The 16,437-nt window shown below is 70.1% G+C and carries 17 protein-coding genes; 12 read left to right on the top strand and 5 right to left on the bottom strand.

What is annotated here, in order from left to right:
* Positions 1-77 precede the first annotated feature (77 nt).
* The 10 genes from AS029_RS06580 (at position 78) to AS029_RS06535 (ending at position 9,477) form a co-directional block, all read left to right on the top strand.
* Positions 78-872, top strand: coding sequence for a TIM barrel protein (locus AS029_RS06580; protein WP_058231801.1), 795 nt, complete (start codon positions 78-80; stop codon positions 870-872).
* Positions 869-2,416 (top strand): GMC oxidoreductase, encoded by a 1,548-nt coding sequence (locus AS029_RS06575; protein ID WP_058231800.1) that lies wholly within the window; start codon positions 869-871, stop codon positions 2,414-2,416. The genes AS029_RS06580 and AS029_RS06575 overlap by 4 nt, the downstream gene beginning before the upstream one ends.
* 88 nt (positions 2,417-2,504) lie before the next feature.
* Entirely contained in the window at positions 2,505-2,912 is a 408-nt protein-coding gene (locus AS029_RS06570; RefSeq protein ID WP_058231799.1) for a C-glycoside deglycosidase beta subunit domain-containing protein, read from the top strand.
* A complete protein-coding gene (locus AS029_RS06565) occupies positions 2,909-4,051 on the top strand; it encodes a sugar phosphate isomerase/epimerase family protein (RefSeq protein WP_058231798.1) in 1,143 nt (380 codons plus the stop codon). The genes AS029_RS06570 and AS029_RS06565 overlap by 4 nt, the downstream gene beginning before the upstream one ends.
* Positions 4,052-4,068: 17 nt before the next feature.
* The gene (locus AS029_RS06560; RefSeq protein ID WP_058231797.1) at positions 4,069-5,109 is read left to right on the top strand and encodes a sugar phosphate isomerase/epimerase family protein; all 1,041 of its coding nucleotides are present in this window, start codon (positions 4,069-4,071) and stop codon (positions 5,107-5,109) included.
* 25 nt (positions 5,110-5,134) lie between these two features.
* Positions 5,135-5,917, top strand: coding sequence for a nuclear transport factor 2 family protein (locus AS029_RS06555; RefSeq protein WP_058231796.1), 783 nt, complete (start codon positions 5,135-5,137; stop codon positions 5,915-5,917).
* An 8-nt stretch (positions 5,918-5,925) separates the two neighbouring features.
* Complete coding sequence (locus tag AS029_RS06550; protein ID WP_058231795.1) at positions 5,926-6,342, top strand: C-glycoside deglycosidase beta subunit domain-containing protein; 417 nt, start codon at positions 5,926-5,928, stop codon at positions 6,340-6,342.
* A gap of 56 nt (positions 6,343-6,398) precedes the next feature.
* Positions 6,399-7,565, top strand: a complete 1,167-nt coding sequence (locus tag AS029_RS06545) for a Gfo/Idh/MocA family protein (RefSeq protein WP_058231794.1) — start codon at positions 6,399-6,401, stop codon at positions 7,563-7,565.
* 31 nt (positions 7,566-7,596) lie between these two features.
* Entirely contained in the window at positions 7,597-8,601 is a 1,005-nt protein-coding gene (locus tag AS029_RS06540) for a sugar phosphate isomerase/epimerase family protein (protein ID WP_058231793.1), read from the top strand.
* A gap of 3 nt (positions 8,602-8,604) precedes the next feature.
* Complete coding sequence (locus AS029_RS06535) at positions 8,605-9,477, top strand: ThuA domain-containing protein (protein WP_058231792.1); 873 nt, start codon at positions 8,605-8,607, stop codon at positions 9,475-9,477.
* A 242-nt stretch (positions 9,478-9,719) separates the two neighbouring features.
* On the opposite strand, the gene AS029_RS06530 is transcribed toward AS029_RS06535, so the two are convergent.
* The 5 genes from AS029_RS06530 to AS029_RS06510 all read right to left on the bottom strand — a co-directional run bounded on the left by AS029_RS06530 (position 9,720) and on the right by AS029_RS06510 (position 14,435).
* On the bottom strand, positions 9,720-10,709 hold the full coding sequence (locus AS029_RS06530) for a sugar phosphate isomerase/epimerase family protein (protein ID WP_058231791.1): 990 nt from the start codon (positions 10,707-10,709) through the stop codon (positions 9,720-9,722).
* Positions 10,706-11,665 (bottom strand): sugar phosphate isomerase/epimerase family protein, encoded by a 960-nt coding sequence (locus tag AS029_RS06525; protein ID WP_058231790.1) that lies wholly within the window; start codon positions 11,663-11,665, stop codon positions 10,706-10,708. The genes AS029_RS06530 and AS029_RS06525 overlap by 4 nt, the downstream gene beginning before the upstream one ends.
* The gene (locus AS029_RS06520) at positions 11,662-12,672 is read right to left on the bottom strand and encodes a hypothetical protein (protein ID WP_058231789.1); all 1,011 of its coding nucleotides are present in this window, start codon (positions 12,670-12,672) and stop codon (positions 11,662-11,664) included. Before AS029_RS06520 ends, AS029_RS06525 begins: the two co-directional genes overlap by 4 nt.
* Entirely contained in the window at positions 12,669-13,082 is a 414-nt protein-coding gene (locus tag AS029_RS06515) for a hypothetical protein (RefSeq protein WP_058232045.1), read from the bottom strand. The genes AS029_RS06520 and AS029_RS06515 overlap by 4 nt, the downstream gene beginning before the upstream one ends.
* 84 nt (positions 13,083-13,166) lie before the next feature.
* Positions 13,167-14,435 (bottom strand): ROK family protein, encoded by a 1,269-nt coding sequence (locus tag AS029_RS06510; RefSeq protein ID WP_058231788.1) that lies wholly within the window; start codon positions 14,433-14,435, stop codon positions 13,167-13,169.
* 110 nt (positions 14,436-14,545) lie between these two features.
* Here AS029_RS06510 and AS029_RS06505 point away from each other — a divergent pair, with 110 nt between their 5' ends.
* Positions 14,546-15,652, top strand: a complete 1,107-nt coding sequence (locus AS029_RS06505; RefSeq protein WP_058231787.1) for a Gfo/Idh/MocA family protein — start codon at positions 14,546-14,548, stop codon at positions 15,650-15,652.
* A complete protein-coding gene (locus AS029_RS06500) occupies positions 15,649-16,386 on the top strand; it encodes a hypothetical protein (protein ID WP_058231786.1) in 738 nt (245 codons plus the stop codon). The genes AS029_RS06505 and AS029_RS06500 overlap by 4 nt, the downstream gene beginning before the upstream one ends.
* Positions 16,387-16,437: the final 51 nt, after the last annotated feature.

Below are 16,437 nucleotides of genomic sequence, written 5' to 3'. Positions count from 1 at the left end.
TGAGCCTGCCCAGATGGATGCCGCATTCCCGGCATCCGTCGATCGTCGCGCCTCGCGTCTGTCGAAAGGACACCCTCGTGTATCACCTCGCCCCCAATATCGAACTCCTCTTCACCGAGGCCGGTGACTACCACGACCGCGTGCGCGCGGCGGCGACCGCGGGCTTCGACGCCGTCGAGATGTGGGGTCCCACGGGCGTGGACGCCCCCGCGGCCCCGAAGGATCTGCCGGCGCTCAAGGCGGCGCTCGAAGAGACCGGCGTGCAGCTCACCGCGCAGCTGGCCGAGCCCCGCACGCAGTTCATGATCCCGCCGTGGGACCACTCCGAGTTCTTCCGCAAGCTCGACGAGGGTGTCTCGATCGCGCAGGACCTGGGGTGCCCGCGCATCGTCGTCGGCAGCGGCACGGGTTTCGGCGGGTGGAAGCGGCAGGTGCAGCTCGACAAGCTCATCGAGATCTACCGGAAAGCCGTCGCGCAGATCGACGGATCGGGCGTCGGTCTCGTGCTCGAACCGGTCAACGTCCGGGTGGACCACCCGGGTTCGCTGCTCGACCGCACCGCCGAGGCCGTGTACGTCGCGCGCGGCGTCGCGTCGGCGAACTTCGGCGTGCTGTACGACATCTACCACTCGGCCGTCGAGGGAGAAGACATGGAATCCGAGCTCGCGAACGCCGGCGACCTCATCCATTACGTGCAGCTCGCCGACGCGCCGGGCCGCGGCGAGCCCGGCACGGGCCGGCTCGACTGGGCCGAGCGCTTCCGCCTGCTGCGCGACAGCGGCTACGACGGGCCCGTCGGCCTGGAGTACTACCCGACCATCGCGTCGGAGGCTTCGGTCGCCCACGTCGTCGAGATCGCGCGCGCAGCATGAGCGGGCGGCGGTATCCGGAGTCGGTCGACGTCGCCATCGTCGGTAGCGGTCCGACCGGATCGGCGTACGCGCGCATCCTGTCGGAGCGGGCGCCGGGGGCGACCATCGCGATGTTCGAAGTCGGCCCCACCGTGTCCACCCCGCCCGGGGCGCACGTGAAGAACATCTCCGACCCCGCCGAGCGCGCTCGCGCGCAGGCGGCGTCGGAGGGACCGGGGGAGCGCGGCGCGAAGGTCGCCAACCCCGGGGCCGCGAAGGCCGGAGTGCGCGGGGCGCGGCCGGGGACGTTCCTGCTCGAGGACGGCTACGCGTTCGAGGGCGAAGACGGTCTGCCGGTCGCGGCGATGTCGAGCAACGTCGGCGGCATGTCGGCGCACTGGACGGGTGCCTGCCCGCGCCCGAACGACAGCGAGCGCATCGCCTTCCTCGACGACCTCGACGAACTGCTCGACGAGGGCGACCGTCTGCTGGGCGTCACGCGGAACGCCTTCGATTCCGCGCCGTTCGGCGCCATCGTGCGCGAACGTCTCTCCGCCGCGGTCGATGCGGGCCGGGTCGACGAGACGAAGGTCCAGAGGATGCCGCTCGCCGTCCACCGGCGCGACGACGGCCGCCTCGTGTGGTCGGGTTCCGACGTGGTGCTCGGCGAGGCGACGCGGGAGAATCCCGGCTTCTCGCTGTTCGACGAGTCGCTCGCGGTGCGCGTGCTCGTGGAGGGCGGCCGCGCGGCCGGTGTGATCGTGCGCGATCTGCGGACGGGGGAGGAGCACCGGGTCGCGGCGCGCTTCGTCGTCGTCGCCGCCGATGCTCTGCGGACGCCGCAGCTGCTGTGGGCGTCGGGCATCCGCCCGGAGGCCCTCGGGCGGTACCTCAACGATCAGGCCCAGGTGGTCTTCGCCTCGCGCCTGCGCGACATGCCCCCGCTCGCGGAGGATGCTCCGACGGCCGGGCTGGCGGAGTACAGCGGCGTCAGCTGGGTGCCGTTCACCGACGACATGCCCTTCCACGGTCAGATCATGCAGCTGGACGCCTCACCCATTCCGCTGGCCGAAGACGACCCGGTGGTCCCGGGGTCGATCGTGGGCCTCGGGCTCTTCTGCGCGAAGGACCTGCAGGCCGACGACCGCGTCGTCTTCGACGACGAGCACGTCGACGGATACGGGATGCCGGCTCCGCGGATCCACTACCGCCTCACCGATCGCGATCACGAGGTCGTGGAGCGCGCTCGGCAGGAGATCGTGCGCCTGGCCGAGGCCATCGGCGACCCGGTCGGGGATCGCCCCTTCACCCTGCCGCTGGGTTCATCGCTGCACTACCAGGGCTCGACGCGGATGGGTGTGGCCGACGACGGCACGAGCGTGTGCGACCGCGACAGCGAGGTGTGGGGCGTGCCGGATCTCTTCGTCGCCGGCAACGGCGTCATCCCGACCGCGACCGCGTGCAACCCCACGGTGACCTCGGTCGCCTTGGCGGTGCGCGGTGCGCGGAAGATCGCGGCGGTGCTCTCCCAGGAACGCACCGTGGCGGCAACGGCATCCGTCTGACTCTTGCTTATGCAGGATTACGACATTAGTATGTAGGAACCAGAACAAAGAAGTTCGCGGCTCCGGCCGCACCGACGAGGAGGTCATCGTGATCCCGGATCGCATCATCGAGCAGGGGACGCTCATCGCCGACGGCGGCCGCGCATCGGTGGAGGTTCGTCTGCCCTGGTACCGGGCTCTGCCGGCATCCTGCATCTCCGGCGCGAAGCTCGCCGTCGATGGCGTGGAGGCGCCCGCGGACTCCCTGCGCTGGCAGATGAACGGTGAGGAGTTCACCTTCGCCGAGATGAAGACGAACACCGACCAGTGGTGGTTCCCCACCGACTCCGCCGTCCTTTCCGCAGAGGTGGCGGTGGATGCCGGGGAGCACGAGGTGCGCGTCGACCTCGAGCTGTACATCCCGTACATCATCATCGCCGACGATCAGGTGCTGCACATCGAGGAGCACGACAGCAAGACGATGACCGCCCGCCAGGTCGAGGAGGCCCGCGCATGACCCTTCGACAGGCTCAGGGACCCCATCGACAGGCTCAGGGACCCGAGCTCGGCACGCCCATCCAGGGCGTCACGCTCTACAGCTTCACCCGGGCCTTCCACGGCCGTCAGTACGACCTCGATCAGCTCATCCGCAAGACCGCGGCGGAAGGCTTCGGTCCGGGCCTCGAGATCATCGGGTTCTCGAGCTTCCGCGGGTTCCCCGAGATCGACGACCGTTTCGCCGGTCGCTTCTCCGATCTCGTCGACGAGGTGGGCCTGGTGCGCACCTCCCTCGCCGTCAACGCCGACATCGGTCTGCGTCCCGACAAGCTGATGGACCAGGACGAGCTGCTCGCCTACATGCGCAAGCAGATCGCCGCCGCGGCGAAGCTCGGCTTCCCCATCGCGCGCGTGCAGATCTCCATCACTCCCGACTCGATGGAGGCGCTCGCCCCCATCGCCGAGGAGTACGGCGTCACTCTCGCCCTCGAGGTGCATGCCGACCAGTACGCGTCGCACCCGCGCATCCTCGCGCTCCGCGACCGCTACGAGAAGGTCGGCTCGCCCTTCCTCGGCTTCACCATGGACTGGGGTGCCACCGTGACCGGCTTCGCCCCCTCGCTCCTCGAGGCCTATCGCCGCCGCGGTGCGTCGGAGGAGCTGCTGTCGGCCGTCGTCGCCCTCTGGGACGAGTACTACGAGCAGGGCCCGCCCGCTGACCAGGCCGACCACGGCCAGCGCTTCGGGCGCTTCATCGGCCTCGCCCACCAGCACGGCCGCCCCGACCTCGGCATCGACATGGGCATCAACGGCACCGGACTGTTCGGCCCGGCGCGCGTGGACGACTGGCTCGAGATCATGCCGTGGGTGAAGCACGTGCACGGCAAGTTCTTCGGCATCGACGAGAACGGGAACGAGCCGTCGGTGCCCGTCGCCGACCTCATCACGTTGCTGGTCGAGAACGGCTATAGCGGCGCCGTCTCGAGCGAGTACGAGGGCTGGCACTGGAACCACTGGCAGAACCCCTTCGAGATCATCCGCGGTGAGCAGGCCCTCCAGCGCACCGCCGCCGAGGCCGCCGGATCACGGATGATCACGGATGCGGCAGAGGCCCGCGGCGCCCTCGACACCCACCTCGCGCACGCGGTGCGCGCCTGACCCTCCGGGACGACGACATGACGGACACCGACGGCATCGCCGGAACGGGCATCAAACTCGGCACGACGCTCTACTCGATGACGAGCGAGTTCGCCGCGGGCCTCTACACGCCCGAGACCCTCATCGAAGAGGTGCACGACCAGGGGATCGGCCCCGGCGTCGAGTTCAACTTCGCACAGCTGCTGCGCTCGTACCCCGACGTGGACGCCGAGTTCGTGAAGCTCTGGTTCGACGCGCTCGAGACCCACGGTCTCGAACCCAGCGCCGTGGGCACGAACCTCGACATGGGTCGGCGCAAGGACCGCGACATGACCCCCGACGAGGAGCACGACTTCTTCGCACGCCAGCTGAAGTCGGCGCACACGCTCGGCTTCAAGAGGGTGGTCATCCGCTCCGCCGGCAAGGAACTGCTGCGGAGTCTGCTCCCCCTCGCCGAGGAATACGACCAGAAGCTCGGCTACGAGATCCACGCGCCCTCGGGCCCGAACGACCCCAAGGTGCTCGAGATCCGCGAGGTGTACGAGGAGCTCGGAAGCGACCGCCTCGGGTTCACCGCCGACTTCTCCTCGACCATGCACTCCCTCTCGCCGACGCTGTTGCGCACGCTCGCGCAGATGGGCATGGACGAGAAGCACTTCCCCGTCATGGAGGAGATCTGGCACGAGCCGACCCCCATGCACGTGCGCAACCAGAAGTTCGAGGACTACCTCACGGGCGAGGGCGTCGACCCCCTGCGGTTCGGGCCCTTCACGCGCCTCGCGTTCAACATGCACGGGCTCGTGCCGCCGGAGGAGTGGCTCGACATCATGCCGCAGATCTTCCACGTGCACGCGAAGTTCTACGACATCGGCGCCGACGGCGAAGAACCCGCCATGGACATCCCCCGCATCGTGAAGCAGTTCGTGATCGGCGGGTACGAGGGCTACCTCTCGAGCGAGTGGGAGGGCCACGCCTTCAGCGACCTCGGTGAGAGCGACCCCATCGACCTCGTCAAGAAGCAGCACGCGCTGATGCGCACAGCCATCGAAGACACCGTCGCGGCGCGTCAGCCCGCGTGACCCCCGACCACACGAAGGAGTGATCATGTCGAACACCACCGCCGAAGCATCCGTCTCCGAGCTCGTCGCCGAAGTCGCGCGCCTGCGCGAACAGATCGAGGCAGCGCACGCCCTCGCGCAGCGCGCCGAGGACCGCGGCCAGGTCGAGAACCTCTTCAACCGCTACATGTACCTGCACAACGCCTTCGAGGACGAGCAGATCATCCCGCTGTGGGTGAAGGAGGGCACCGAGGGCATCCGCGCGCGTTACACCAACGCCGGTCAGTACACGACGTGGCAGAGCGTGACCGACTACCACCGCGGACGCCCCCACCCCGAGGGAAAGCTCATCCTGCACGCCACCAACACCCCGGTGATCGAGGTCGCCGGCGACGGCAAGACCGCAACGGGCGTCTGGATGATGGCCGGCACCGAGTCGGGTCTGACCGACCCCAAGGTCGCCGAGGCGTTCCCCGACATGTATTCGCCCGAGGAGGTGCTCGGCAAGAAGGTCTGGGCCCACTGGGTCTGGTGCAAGTACGCGATCGACTTCCTCAAGCAGGACGGCGAGTGGAAGTTCTGGAAGTTCCGCTGCTACGAGCTCGCTCGTGCGCCGTTCGAGGAGAACTGGGTCAGCTTCGGCCTGAAGAATCAGGGCGCGTTCGACCTCGACCTCATGTACTTCGGCGACGACGGCAAGCCCGTCTTCATGCCCCCGGCCGACGAGCCGGTGCCGTCGAAGAACCACCCGTACAGCCCCGAGACCACGCAGAAGCTCGAGCCCGCGCCGCCGGTCGCGCACCAGAGCTTCTCCGACACCTACGCCTGAGAGACACCATGGCCACCCACAACTCGCTCTTCGCCGAGAAAGACGTCCGTCGCACCGACGACGGCCTCGCGGTCTCGGTGCAGCTGCCCTGGTACCGCAGCCTCTGGCTGTCGGCCGTCGACGACGTCGCGGTCACGGTCGACGGTGCGGTGGTGCCGAAGGACGACCTGCGCTTCGCCCTCGAGGGGCGCGAGTACCGCGTCGAAGACCTGCCCGAGCAGTCCGAGACGCTGTGGTTCGTCGCCGACCGCCCCGACGTGCTCATCCACCTCGACACCCCGCCGGCCGCGGGCGAGAAGGTCACCGTCGAGGTCGTGCTCACGATGCGCCTGCTCTACATGCAGATCATGCCCGGCGTCGACGGCGGCCCCGGGCGATACGTCACGAACCGCGTTCCGGTCGAGCGCGAGCTGGTGCTGTCGTGACCCTTCGACAGGTTCAGGGGCCCCTTCGACAGGCTCGGGGACCCCTACGTGTCGCCATGATCGGCTACGGCTTCATGGGGGCCGCGCACTCCGTCGGGTGGCGCCAGGCGCCGCGCATGTTCGACCTTCCGCGCGCGGTCGAGATGACCGTGGTGGTCGGACGCAACGCGGATGCCGTGGCCTCGGCCGCCGAGAAGTGGGGCTGGGCCGAGTCGGCCACCGACTGGCGCGAGGTCGTCACCCGTGACGACATCGACATCGTCGACATCGTCACCCCCGGGGAATCCCACGCCGAGATCGCCATCGCGGCCCTCGACGCGGGCAAGCACGTCCTGTGCGAGAAGCCGCTGGCCAACACGGTCGCCGAAGCCGAGGCGATGGCCGAGGCCGCCGCGCGGGCGCGGGTGCGTGGCATCCGGTCGATGGTGGGGTTCACGTACCGCCGGGTCCCCGCCGTCACGCTGCTGCGCGACATGATCGCCGAGGGCGCCGTTGGCACGGTCCAGCAGGTGCGCGCGGCGTACCGGCAGGACTGGTTGGTCGACCCCGAGACGCCGCTCGCGTGGCGCCTGCAGAAGGAGCACGCCGGCTCGGGCGCTCTCGGTGACATCGGCGCGCACATCATCGACATGACCCAGTTCGTCACCGGCCTCGGCGTGGAGCGGGTGTCGGGAACGATCGACACGATCGTGAAAGAACGCCCGCTCCCCGCCGACGGCTCGATGGGGCTGACGAAGGGCGTCGGCGCCGCCGAGAAGGGGGCGGTCACCGTCGATGACGTCGCCCTCTTCACCGGCCGCCTCGCGAACGGCGCGCTCGCCTCGTTCGAGGCCACCCGCTTCGCGACCGGCCGCAAGAACGCTCTGACCATCGAGGTGTCGGGCGACCGGGGTGCGCTCGCGTTCGACCTCGAAGACCTCAACAGCCTGCGCTTCTACGACCGCACGGCGCCCGAGGGGCGTCAGGGCTTCACGCAGATCCTCGTCACCGAGGCCCGGCACCCGTACGTCTCGGCATGGTGGCCCGCGGGGCACATGCTCGGCTACGAGCACGGCTTCAGCCACCAGGTCGTCGACCTCGTCGAGGGTATCGACGCCGGCACCGACCCGCACTCCTCGTTCGACGAGGGTCTGCGCGTGCAGCGCGTGCTCGACGCCGTCGAGCGCAGCAGCGCCGCCGAGTCCGCCTGGACCCGCGTGGGCGCCCCCGTTCCCGCCCTCTGACTTTCCGTCCCTCCCGCGCAAAGGACCCGCCATGGCCCGCCCGATCACCCTGTTCACCGGCCAGTGGGCCGACCTGCCCTTCGAAGAGGTCGCGCGTCTCGCGGGGGAGTGGGGCTACGACGGCCTCGAGATCGCCTGCTGGGGCGACCACATCGACGTCTCTCGGTGGGATGACGCCGACTACGTGCAATCACGGCTCGACATCCTCGAGCGCAACGGCCTGAAGGTATGGACGATCTCCAACCACCTGGTCGGCCAGGCCGTGTGCGACGACCCCATCGACGAGCGCCACCACGACATCGTCCCGTCGCGCGTCTGGGGCGACGGGGATGCCGAGGGGGTGCGGCAGCGCGCGGCCGAGGATCTCGAGAACACGGCGCGCTTCGCCGCGAAACTCGGGGTGAAGACCGTGACCGGCTTCACCGGCTCGAGCATCTGGAAGTACGTCGCGATGTTCCCGCCGGCCTCCGACGCCATGATCGAGCGAGGATACGCGGACTTCGCCGCTCGTTGGCATCCGATCCTCGACGTGTTCGAGGAGGTCGGCGTGCGCTTCGCGCTCGAGGTGCACCCGTCCGAGATCGCCTACGACTACTGGACCGCGAAGAAGACGCTGGATGCCATCGGGCACCGCAAGAGCTTCGGCTTCAACTTCGACCCCTCGCACTTCGTGTGGCAGCAGCTCGACTCGGTCGCGTTCGTGCTCGACTTCGCCGAGCACATCTTCCACGTGCACTGCAAGGAGTCGACGACCAACCTCGACGGGCGCAACGGCGTGCTCGGCTCGCACTTGTCGTGGGACAACCCGCGCCGTGGATGGACGTTCGTCTCGACCGGTCACGGCGACGTGCCCTGGGAGCCGCTCTTCCGCGCGCTCAACGCGATCGGCTACGACGGCCCCACGAGCGTGGAGTGGGAGGACGCCGGCATGGACCGCCTCGTCGGCGGCCCCGAAGCCCTCGCCTTCGTGCGCAAGCTCGGCGAGATCACCCCGCCGCACCAGCTCTTCGACGCGGCTTTCTCTCAGAAGGGCTGATCGATGACCGACGTCCTGAACGTGTTGATCCTCTCGGGGCACATGACCATCGAGCACGACAACGCCCACCGCAGCTTCCGCCTGCACAACCAGTGGATCACCACGCTGCTCGAAGACACCGGGCGCTTCAAGGTCCGCGTCGTCGAAGACCCGAGGGGTCTGCCCGCGAGCGTCATCGACAAGTACGACGTGCTCATCGTCATCTTCGAGGGGCGCGACGGCTACCACGACATGGCGACCGGCTTCGGCGCCGAGACGGATGCCGCGATCCTGCGCTTCGTGCACGACGAAGGCAAGGGGATCGTCTGGTTCCACGGCTCCGCAGCTCAGGAGGACCGCTGGGGCTACCCCGAGGAGTACAACGTCATGCGCGGAGCCAAGCTCAGCGCCTGGGAGACGGGACTGCGCCCCCGCCCGTGGGGCGAGGCGCAGCTGCACACCGTCGAGCCGCGGCATCCCATCACCGAGGGCATCAACGCCACGTGGACCGTCACCGGCGACGACATCCTCGTCGGCGTGCAGATGTACGAGGGTGCGCAGGTGCTGCTGACGACCTTCGACGACCTCGAGGCCTACGAGAAGGCGCCGGTCTGGCCGATGCCGCACTACCCGGTGGATATCCCGCCGGAGGGCATCGCCGCCCTGCCCGGGATTAACACGGAGCAGCCGCTGGCGTGGATCAACGAGTACGGCGCGGGCCGCTCGTTCACGATCACCATCGGCCACGACATCGACACGTTCCGCCGTATCGAGTTCATCCGCATGTTCCCCCGGGGCGTGGAATGGGCGGCGACCGGCGAGGTCACGCTGACCGGCCCCGACCGCCGCGGCGACCGTCGCATCAACCCCTGGCCGTACTACAACGGCGAGGGGTGACGCGCGGGGGCTCGCGCCGCCGTCGGCGTGGGGGCGCCGGCGGCGGCTGCGGGCGGCGGGTCGCGCGCTGCGACGAGAACAGGCGATGTCACCGGAACAGGCCGTCTCGGTGCGAATCGCCCTGTTCTCGTGGCATCGCCCTGTTCTCGTGGCATCGCCCTGTTCTCGTGACGGCGGCAGCGACCGAGGCGGCGGCGGCACGGAGCCCGTGCGACCGCAGCCCCGGTCGGCCGCGGGCGAGGTCAGGCGCGGACGCGCGCCCCCTCGAGGACCGGCCGCAGCACCTTCTGCACGTACCAGCCGGCGACCATCGTGCTCTCGGCCGGGTGCGGGCTCTGGTCGGACTCGACCACGATCCAGCCGCGGTAGCCGTGCTCGGCCAGGGCGCCGACGAAGCCCTCGAAGTCGACGAGCGCGCGTTCGTCGCTGGGCTCGTAGAACCAACGGAGGATCTTCCGCGAGCCGCCCTCGGTGCGGATGAACTGCTCGGCGTGCGGGGTGCTCGCCTCGGCGTCGTCGACCGTCTCGCGCGCGTCCTTCAGCTGCACGTGCACCACGCGGTCGGCGTGACGCCGGTAGAACGCGACCGGGTCGATGCCCGCGATCGCGTACTCCGCCGTGTCGATCGCGAGGCCGACTTTCTCGGCATCCGTCGCCTCCAACAGGCGCGAGATGCCATCGTCGAGCCGCAGCGCGGACAGGAAGTCGACGTGCAGGCCGAGGGCGACGCCGTCCGCGGCGATGGCCGCGCCGACGGTGTTCCACAGGGTGGCGAGCACACCGATCTGCTCGGCTGACAGAGCGCCCGTCTGCCACGCCGACGGCGCGGCGCGCACGACCAGCACGCTCCCACCCAGCCGGCGGATGGCATCCGCGAACCACCGCGCAGTGCGCACGATCTGGTCGACCGACGCCGGATCGAGGGGGTCGGGGCCGCGCCCCATCTCGACCTCGAAGCCGACGGAGGGGTCGTAGACGTAGCTGCTCACCGCCTCGATCGCGCACGAGGAGAGGAACTCGCCGAACTGCTCGACCGACCCGTACAGGTCGGCGAGTTGCTGGGGCGTGCCCAGCGGCTCCCACGCGCCGAAGCTCTCGGCGGTCAGCTCCACCCCTGCGAAGCCGCTGATGGATGCCGTCTTGAACGCCCGCTCGTGCTCGCGTTCGCGCACGAACGAGTCGATGTTCGTGTCCCACTGGTTGATGGCGTAGGCCCAGCGCACGTCGCTCATCGCGCGACCTCCTCGTTGTAGATGCCGTCCAGCACGTTCTTGGCGTACCAGCGTGAGATCGCCGTGCTCTCGGCGTAGTCGCCGCCGAGCTTGTCGGCTTTGTCGTGCTCGACGCTGATCCAGCCGGTGTAGCCGTTGTCGCGCACCGAGCGCATCATCGCCTCGAAGTCGACGAGGCCCTCGTCGGTGCCCATCTCGTAGAACCACTTCTCGGTCGTCTTCGCCGAGACCTCGGCATCCGGGAACATCCGGTAGTCCTCGTTCGTGTCTTTGTGCCGCGTGTCTTTGAAGTGGAAGCCCGTCACGCGCTCGTGATGCTTCTCGTAGACGTCGACGGGGTCGACGTCGGCGATGCAGTGCTGCGCGGTGTCGACGAAGAACTTCACGTAGCGCGGGTCGGCGTACGAGTAGAAGCGGTCGATCTGGTCGCGCGTGCGGATGCCGGCGTAGAACTCGTGGTGGCAGGTGAGGTTGACGCCGTACTGCTGCGTGAGCTCGCCGACCTTGCCCCAGATGTCGGCCGCGTGCTTGAGGCCGTCGTCGGGGACGCCCGCCTCGTCGAAGTAACGGGACCCGGGCATGACGATGATGTTGTCGAGCTGGATGCCCGACCACATGTCGAGCGTCCGCCGGAAGTCCTCGAGGATCGTGCCGTGCGTCGCCGGTACTTCGGGCGCGTAGCGGTCGGGCGAGTAGTAGACGCCGTGGAACGTATTGACGATGCGCTCCAAGCCCTGCTCCTGCACGAACTCCTGATAGTTCGCGACCGAGCCGTACTGCTCGAAGATCTGCCAGATGCGGAAGTCGAAGGTGTCGATGGCGTCGAACCCGACGGCGGCCACCTGCTGCAGGAAGCGCTTCATCGCCAGCTTGGACTGCCACTGGTCGTAAGGTCCGGCGGGGCCCTGGGCCCGCCAGTGGTCCATGTAGCTCCACTTGATGGGTCGGTCGGTCATTGCGCGCTCGCTCTCTGAAGGGATGCGGATGAGGGGCGGTCGGAGAGGAGAGCGCCGGCCAGAGCGAGGTGACGAGACGTCATCTCCCACGGGTCGTCGTCGAGCCACTCCTGGCCGCCCCACTCGCTGCAGAGCGTGCCGGTGAAGCCCGTCGCGGCGAGGGCGGCGCCCACGTCGCGAAGGGGGTCGGAAACTCGGTCGTCGGCATCGTCGAGATCCCAGAACTTCAGGTGCACCGCACCGAGGAGAGGAAGAGCGGATGCCAGATCCTGCACTCGTGATCGCCCGAAGCGCACGAGCAGGTTCATGTAGAGGGTGTGCACCGGCCTGGGCACATGGCCCGAACGCAGCAGACCGACGACCGCGTCGTGGGTCGCGGGGTCGCGCCACTCGTCGCGGAGGCGTCGCGCGATATCGGCGGGGATTCCGCCGCGCTCGAGCCGTTCCAGGTAGGTGACCGGGAGGGCCGGCATGAGCATGCTGATGTCGAGCAGCAGTCGCACGCGCGGGGTGTCGAGCTCGGCGATGCGCGCGTACGCCTCCGGGCGCGCGGCGGGCGTCTCGTGGCCCTGCGCCTCCTCGTAGAGCACGAGGTCGAGCTCTTCGAGCAGGGGCACCAGATCGTCGAGCATCGCCCCGGCCTGGCCGATCGGCAGGCGCACGCCCGCGGCTCCCGCCGAGGCCGCCGCCCGCAGCTGCGGTTCGAGGAACGCCCGGCGCTCGGCATCCGTCCGCCGTCGTCCGCGGTCGTACTCGTCGATGCTGACGCCGACGATGCTGACGCGCCCGCCCGCAGCGGCGAGCCGGGCGCGGAACGCCTCGACCTCGTGCGTCTCGGGCGCGGGGAATCCGCGCCACATCTGCCCCAGCTCGATCTCGATGGCTGACGCGTCGCCCCGCTCGACGAGGGTGAGCGCGAGGTCGGGGGCGGTGCGTTCGGCGCGGATCACCGCGGGAGTGAGGTTGAAAGCACTGGCCGACAGGGTCCAGCCGGGGGGCAGGCTCATGCGGCTACTCCGACGTCGAGCGAGACGGTCGCGGCGGCGGCGCCGGTTTCGAGGGTCCGGGTGACGGAGAACGGCAGGCGCAGGGGCGCGTCCGGACCCGCGGGCAGGTAGGGGATCTCCAGGCGGAACGACACCGACACCTCGTGGATGCCGGGGCTCACGGCATCCGGGATCTCCAGGACCACGCGGTCCTGCAGATACCACCAGCCGTCCTCGTCGAGGAGCGCTGCGGCGGGCACGCGTCGTGCGCCGAGGACGACGGCGGGTTCGTGCCGTGCGCCGTCGAGGTGCACGACCGGGTCGGTGAGGCTCGCGAGGGGAAGCGAGCGGATCCACGGCAGCGAGAGGCGGATCTCGGTCACACCGTCGGTGGCGCGCAGGGCGTCATCGCGGAGAGCGGAAAGGGTCATGGCGGGCACGTCCTCGTGTCACAGCGCACCCCACGGCACGCTTCCGCTCACAACATACCGACTAATGTCGGAATTAGGAAGAAGCTAGCCGCTCAACCCGTGCACGGCGGCGACCGTCGGGCGGCCCTCGCCGAACCAGCGGGGGAGGCTCACCTCGAACAGCTGCTCGAGGGCGAGGTCGACGCCGCCCCGCACCGGCTCCCGCGTGTCGTTCTCGCTCGTCTTGATCAGGAGGTCGCGTGTGGCCAGGGGGAGTGACAGCTCGTAGACGCGGTGGCGCACCTCGGCCAGGAACAGTTCGCCCGTCGAGGCGACGGCCCCGCCGATCACGATGAGGCCCGGGTTGAACATGTTGACCAGCGCGGCCACGGCCTCACCGACCTGTCGGGCCGACGCCTGGACGAGCGAGATGGCCAGCGCGTCGCCTCTGCTGGCCGCGAGAGTGATCTTCTCGAGGCTCAGATCGTCGCCGGCGGCCACGCTCTCGGCGAGGGCTCCCGTGGCACCGCCCTCGATCGCGGCGCCTGCGTCGCGCACGAGCGCCCAGCCTCCGGCGACGGCCTCGAGGCAGCCGATCTTGCCGCAGCGGCAGACCTGCTCGGCGCCCGGAACACGTACATGGCCCATGTCGCCGGCCGCGCCGTTGGCACCGCGGTGCAGACGCCCGTGCGAGACCAGTCCCGCGCCGATGCCCGTACCGACCTTGCAGTAGATGAGGTCGATGCCCTCGTCGCGCCGGCGCGCGCGCTCGCCGGCGGCGAGGAGGTTGACGTCGTTGTCGACCCAGACGGGCGCGTCGTAGCGCGTCTCGAACGCGCCGCGGACGTCGAAGCCGTTCCAGCCCGGCATGATCGGCGGGGCGACGGGGCGGCCCGTCTCGAAGTCGACGGGGCCCGGCAGGCCCACGACGATCGCCCACACGGGGCTGCCGTTCCCCGCGGCCAGAAGGTCGTCGACCATCGCGGTCGCGGTGGCCAAAGTCTCTTCGGGGCCGCGCGCGATGTCCCAGACCCGGTGGTCCTCGTCGAGGATCTCGCCGTCGAGGTCGGTCACGCCGACGTGGACGTGCTGTCCGCCGAGCGCGCAGACCACGATCCGCCCGCGTTCGGCGCGGAAACGCAGAGTGCGCGGGGCGCGCCCGCCGGAGGACGGCGCGTACTCGGCGTCTTCGAGGAAGCCCATCTCGACGGCGCGGTCGACGCGCTGAGCCACGACACCGCGGCCGAGGCCCGTCACGCGACCGATCTCGGGACGGGTCACGGCTTCGCCGAGGCGGACCATGTTGACGATGCGCAACAGACTCGTGACCTCGTCGGTCTGTGCGCCGAAGCGAAGGGTGGAGACGTTGGCCATGGGTTGATCTTCACATAAGAGTCGCACTGCCCCGCAGGAACCTGGTCACCTATAGTTCCTATCGTGACGACTTCGGCATAAATAATGCTGAAGTAGGCGAAGGGGCCGACATGACGTGGGGCGTGGGCATCATCGGATCGGGGCCCGGTGTGGCGGCGTTGCACGCGCCCACCCTGGCGCGCGTCGGCGGCGACTTCCGTCTGGTGCACGTCAGCGACGCCGGCAGCGGACGAGCGGCGATGATCGCGGAGCGCTTCGGTGCCCGCGCGTCCACGGGGCTCGACGCGCTGCTCGCCGACCCCGATGTCGACGTCGTCGCCGTGTGCAGTCCGCCGTCCCTGCACGCGGACCACGTGCGCGCCGCACTCGCGGCCGGCCGGCGCGCCATCTTCTGCGAGAAGCCCCTCGCCGACACCGCGGAGGAAGCCGATCGACTCGTGGAGGAGTGCGCCGCGGTCGGCGCCCTGCTCGTGGTCGGCACGAACCATCTCTTCGATCCGGCATGGGGGCGGGCGACGCACCATCTGAGCGCTCTCGACGGTCGCATCTCGGCGGTCACCGTGACGCTGTGCCTCTCGCCCAACGACCGCTATCACGCGCTCACGATGGCGGAGCCGCTGCCGGCAGGCACAACCCCGAGCCGGCCGCCCCTCGACCTCGACGACCCCGAGCAGAGTGCCGCGGTCGTGCGGCAGCTCGTCGCGGGACTCGGCGTGCACGACCTGCCGCTCGTGCGCGACCTCGTACCCGCGACGCCCGAGCTGGTGTGGGCGCGGCCCGTGCCGCCCGTCGGGTTCGATCTCGCGCTGCGCGCGAACGGTGCGCTCGTGCGGTTCACGACGGTGATGCTGCCCGAGGGAGCGGATTCGCTGTGGCGTGTGAGCGTGACGACCGCCGGCGCGCGGGTCGAGGTCGAGTTCCCGCCTCCCTTCGTCCACGTCGGGGGCGCGCGCACCACCGTGCGAGATGCGCAGGGCGTGCAGACCGTCTACCCGATCGACCGGCGCGACGGCTACGAGGTGGAGTGGCGCGCCCTCGCGGCGCTGCTGCGCGGGGAGGCGGCCATGGAGTACGACGAGCTGCGCGCCGATGCCGCGTTCGTGACGGCGATCGCCGACGCCGCGGCCGACGCCGTGCGCGAGGGAGCCGTGCGCAAGGGAACAGCGCGCGACGGAGCCGAACGCGAGGGAGTCGTGCGAGACGGGGGCGCGCGATGACCCCGCGCGAGGTGTGGACCGACCTCGCCGCCTACCGGGCGGCGACGGCCGAGCTTGCCCCGCGAGTGCGCCCCGGTACCGGCGTCGAGGCGATCCGCGTGGTCGAGGGCCGCGGCGCCTGGTGGGAGCGCCTCGTCGACGCGTCGGCCTTCGTCGTCGACGAGCCCGACCCGGCACCCGTCGCTGCGCACGATCGGCTCGCCGCGATCGGGGTGCCGGTCGCCGTGGTCCGTCGCCGCCTTCGTGCCGACATCGTCGCCGACGCGGGCGCGGAGGCCCTCGCCCTCCGTCACATCGTGATCGACGCCTGGGGAGGGCGGACGGATGCCGCGGCCCTCCTCCGCGACGCCGTCGGGTGGGCGCGGGTTCTCGCCGGTGGCCCGCTGAGCGTCGTCGACCGTGCCGATGCGACGGCGGCCACGACCCTGGCCCTGCGCGGTCCGGGCGGCGTCGGCGTCAGCGTGACGCGAGCGATCGGCGGCGGAGTGGGCGGCGCGCTGACAGCCACGGCGCTGGGGACGCGGCGTCTCGAGGTGCGCGTCGACTCCGCCTCCCCGCTCCCGGAGGTGGCGTTCGACGATGAGGAGGGTCGCCGCATCCGGCCCGTGCGTCGCGAGTCGCCCGAGCGTCTCGCGCTGCGCCGGATCTTGGATGCCACGGAGGCGGGCGCCGCCGTGAGCGACCTCGCCGAGCTCGCGGCCGACGACGCTGTCCTCCGGCACCCGTCCCGGTGACCGTTCCGGTGGTCGAACGCGCTCGGCGGGGCGTCCGGATCAGCCACGCCG

This window comes from Microbacterium enclense (assembly GCF_001456955.1).
Lineage (GTDB): Bacteria > Actinomycetota > Actinomycetes > Actinomycetales > Microbacteriaceae > Microbacterium > Microbacterium enclense.
This window is presented reverse-complemented; position numbering and strand designations above follow the sequence as displayed.